We start from the raw sequence: 4,135 nt of genomic DNA, 5'->3' as shown, positions 1-4,135 counted from the left end.
AAAGTGATCTTGCTCTCGTACATGCCCTCGGCTTCGCCCAGCAGGCTGTGCTTGGGACGCTGACCGGACTCGGCGAGGATGCGGTTGTCCACGCTGTAGATCGCCGCGTGGGCGACCAGTTTGTTCTTGGTCAGGTTGTTGAGCAGCACGTTGAGGCTGAGGATGTCGTTGGACACCAGCAGCTCGGTGGCGGAGGTGGCAGTCTGCGTGGTCAGGCTTTCGCCCAGCGCATCGGCCTGCTCGTGCATGGCCTGCTTGAATTGCAGCCCCATCACCCCGGCATAGATCACCAGGGCCAGAGCGACCAGGATCACGTTGTGGCTGGCAATGCGCAATGCAATCGGTACACGGCGATGGCGCAGTGCACGGAAGATCAGCAGGAAGAAGTTATCGGTTTTGACTGGCGTGGGCCGGTTCACTTGAGCTCGGCTCTTTGTCCGTGAAGTTGACGCGCAGTATAGCGACAGGCCCCAGACCGGCAAAGCGCTCGCGGTGCCCGATGGTCACTGAAAGTGGGTAGAATGCGGTTTTTTTCCAGTTGCGGGGGTGCGCGTTGCGCGAAATCGTCCTGATTAACATCACGGGAGTCGACCGTCCGGGTCTGACGGCGGCCATCACCGGTGTTCTGGCACAAGGTGGTGTGAACATTCTCGACATCGGTCAGGCGGTGATCCACGACACCCTGTCGTTCGGCATCCTGGTTGAAATTCCCGATTCCGAACAAGGCAAATCGGTGCTCAAGGACATCCTGTTCAAGGGCTACGAACTGGATCAGCAAGTGCGCTTCACCCCGGTATCCGAAGAGGATTACCAGCAGTGGGTGGGCAATCAGGGCAAGAAGCGCCATATCGTTACCCTGCTGACGCGCAAGGTCACTGCCGGCCAGTTGCAGGCGGTCAGCGCGATCACCGCCAAATATGGCCTGAACATCGACCATATCGACCGTCTGTCGGGGCGCATGCCGCTGGACACACCGGCCGACAAGGGCAAGGGCTGCATCGAGTTTTCCGTGCGCGGCGAAGCTGCCGATCCGCAGGCCCTGCGCGCCGAATTTCTCAGCGTTGCCCAGGAACTGAACGTCGATATCGCCTTTCAGGAAGACTCGCTGTTTCGTCGCAACCGACGTCTGGCCGTGTTCGACATGGACTCGACGCTGATCGAAGCGGAAGTCATCGATGAGCTGGCCAAGGCGGCCGGCGTGGGTGACCGGGTTTCGGAAATCACCGAGCGCGCCATGGCCGGTGAACTGGATTTCCGCGCCAGCTTCAAGGAGCGTCTGGCGCTGCTCAAGGGCCTCGACGTCAGCGTGCTCGACTCGATCGGCGCCTCGCTGCGCCTGACCGAAGGCGCTGAAACCCTGTTCGCCGAACTCAAGCGCCTAGGCTACAAAACCGCGATTCTGTCCGGCGGCTTCACTTATTTCGCCAAGCAACTGCAGGCCAAACTTGGCATCGATTACGTGTTTGCCAACGAGCTGGAAGTGGTCGACGGCAAGTGCACCGGCGTGGCGATCGAGCCGATTGTCGATGCGCAGCGTAAGGCTGACTTGCTCAAGGAGCTGGCGCACAAGGAAGGTCTGCGTCTGGAGCAGACCATTGCCGTCGGCGACGGCGCCAACGACTTGCCGATGCTGGCGATTGCCGGGCTGGGCGTGGCGTTCCGCGCCAAACCACTGGTCAAGCAGTCGGCGAAGCAGGCGATCTCAACGCTGGGGCTGGATGGTGTGTTGTATCTGCTGGGTTTCCGGGATCGTGACGGGCAGCTCTGAGATCTCGATAAGCTGATCTGGCCTCTTCGCGAGCAAGCTCGCTCCCACATTTGAACTGCATTTGAATGGGGGAGCGAGCCTGCTCGCGAAGGCCGCGCCTCGGTCTAGAGCGAATTCCACAACGAATCAAAATCCTCCTCACCTCCGCCATTCTGCGCAGGATCCAGCGAGCGATAGGCGAACTGATTGAAACTGTGCGTACTCGCCACCCGCCGATCCAGCCCGGCGCGGTGTTCTTCGCCCTGTGTATTGATCAACACCTTGTTGCCTTCCTGAAAGGGCAGGCGCGGCGCAAGCACGGTGGCCGGCACATCGATCGCACTGATTTCCGGCAACAGCAAACCGCGCAAATACTGGCTGTGATCATCTTTCGTTCGGACCAGTTGCAAGCCGCACGGCTGCGCGTGTGGCGCGACCAGTTCAATGCCCATCTGCGTGCCGCTGCCGCGCACTTGGCGGATCCAGCGAATCACCGCAATGCTCCAGCCTTTGCCCTCGCTGTCCTGAATGCCGAGCATTTCCCCGGCCTGCAACTCCGCCGGTACTTCGCTCGGCCAGGCCAGGCAATAGCCGCCGGGGCTATGGTTGATCACCGGCAAGGCGTAAGTCGGATAATTCGGCGCGTTGCCCGGGCCTTCTTCTTCGCTCAACTGGTCGTACTGGATTTCCTCGTACGGCAACAGCTCATCGTTACTTTGCGGGGCAGCGTCGAACGCCTGACTCCAGCTGTCCTTTTCGCCGTTGGCCACCACGCTGCTGAAGTTTGCCGCGCGGGCACCGGGATGTTTGAGCAACTCGCTGAAGGTGCGCTCGCCGCCGAGGTAGAAGTGCAGGGCGCTCATGCCAACGCACACGGTCAGCGTGCCCTGGCCGGCGATGCGTTGAAAGCTGCGTTCCGCCGCTTGGCCCCAAGTAGCGTGCTGATGTTGCAGGGTGTCGACGCTGAGGCCGGCGGAAACGGGCAGTGGGGTCGAGGTGGACTGGTGCAGCAGGTGCGTTTCGAGCTGTTTGACCAGCGGTTGCGGATCGAAGCCCAGCAGCCCGCTCTGTTGTTCGCTGCGGAACATCTTGCGGTAGCGCGGGCCGACATCGAGTTCCGGGCTGATGGCGAACAAACCGTCGTCGGCGCTGCCGGGATGCAGTTTGAGCAGGGCGCTCCACGGCTCGATCACCTCGGCCAGCCGGGCAATCTGGCTCTGGCGCAATTGATTGCAACGGGCACTGCCCAATAGCAGTGCGGCGATGTAGGTCTGTTCGACGCTCAGTTCGCTGGTCAAAAAGGCCAGATCATCGCGCAGCCGCCGTTGTTGCAGCTGCAATTGCGCCGCGCTGCGATACAGCTGGTGCAATTCGAACCACACATGTTCCGGCGGAGAACTGTACAACTGCGTGGCGCGCACCAGTTGCGCCTTGAGGGCATGCGCCGCGCGTTGCAAGGCGGTGCTGACCAATGTCGCGCGGTCCTTGCTGTATTTGGGCAGAATGCGCAGAACGATCTGTTTATAGCCGATGGCCAACTGACCTTGCAGCGCCTGACACAGGTTGCTGACCTTGCGCGAGCGCTCGTCGAGCATGATCGCCTGATGGAGAAAGTGCCGTTCCAGATGCTGGCAGACGAAATACACCTCGGGCCGCAGCAGTTCCAGGAGTTGCAGGCGATTGTCGCTGGGAGTGAGCAACAGGTTCAGTTCGCCGAGGCCTTGATAGAGCAGGCGGGCGGTTTCGCCGATGTTGGCCTTGGGCAGGCCGGCGATCCAGCGCTTGAGGTCACGCGGGCTGGCGTCGCAGAACGACAGGCGCGTTTGCGTGGGAGTCGGAGCGCGCAGCTTGGGAGAAAAGTTGGTCTGGCTCATGAGCAAAACCATAGCAGCAAATGCCGCGGTTTGCGGAAGCAGCCTCGGCTGCTTCCGCGAACAGGGTCACGCTTTTGGCAGTGCCAGACCTTGGCCCATCTGCACTGGCGAGCCGGCCACCAGCTCTTCAGCCCACTTCACCTGATCCGGGCCAAACAGCACGATCGCCGTTGAACCGAGCTTGAAGCGCCCCAGTTCCGCGCCTTTTTCCAGATGAATCGGTGCACGTGCGGCTTCGTCGTAGCGGAAGGTTTTCAGCTCGCGCTTCGGTGGGGTGACCAGACCGGCCCACACGGTTTCAATCGAAGCGACAATCATCGCGCCAACCAGCACCACGGCCATCGGCCCGCGTTCGGTGTCGAAAATGCACGCCACGCGCTCGTTGCGGGCGAACAGCTCCGGGACGTTTTCGGCAGTGGTCTGGTTCACCGAAAAAATGCGGCCCGGGATGTAGACCATTTCGCGCAGGGTGCCGGCCAAAGGCATGTGCACGCGGTGGTAGTCCTTCGGCGAC

The 4,135-nt window shown here is 61.4% G+C and carries 4 protein-coding genes; 1 reads left to right on the top strand and 3 read right to left on the bottom strand.

Features of this window, described 5'->3' with window-relative positions; translation table 11 throughout:
- Nucleotides 1-419, bottom strand: a 419-nt coding sequence (locus OQK_RS31100) for an AhpA/YtjB family protein (protein WP_038860751.1), incomplete at its 3' end; no start/stop codon positions are given.
- A gap of 134 nt (nt 420-553) precedes the next feature.
- Here OQK_RS31100 and serB point away from each other — a divergent pair.
- Complete coding sequence (gene serB, locus OQK_RS08335; protein WP_016771966.1) at nt 554-1,768, top strand: phosphoserine phosphatase SerB; 1,215 nt, start codon at nt 554-556, stop codon at nt 1,766-1,768.
- A 104-nt stretch (nt 1,769-1,872) separates the two neighbouring features.
- Here serB and OQK_RS08330 read toward each other — a convergent pair whose 3' ends face one another.
- Both OQK_RS08330 and asd read right to left on the bottom strand, forming a co-directional pair.
- Complete coding sequence (locus tag OQK_RS08330) at nt 1,873-3,621, bottom strand: hypothetical protein (protein ID WP_016771965.1); 1,749 nt, start codon at nt 3,619-3,621, stop codon at nt 1,873-1,875.
- Between the two features lie 66 nt (nt 3,622-3,687).
- Nucleotides 3,688-4,135 (bottom strand): archaetidylserine decarboxylase (asd, locus tag OQK_RS08325; RefSeq protein ID WP_038860750.1); only part of this gene is annotated, 448 nt, incomplete at its 5' end.

The sequence above is a fragment of the Pseudomonas sp. R62 genome, assembly GCF_000257605.1.
Lineage (GTDB): Bacteria > Pseudomonadota > Gammaproteobacteria > Pseudomonadales > Pseudomonadaceae > Aquipseudomonas > Aquipseudomonas atacamensis.
The sequence above is the reverse complement of the archived record's forward strand: the minus strand, read 5'-3'. Positions and strand labels throughout refer to the sequence as shown.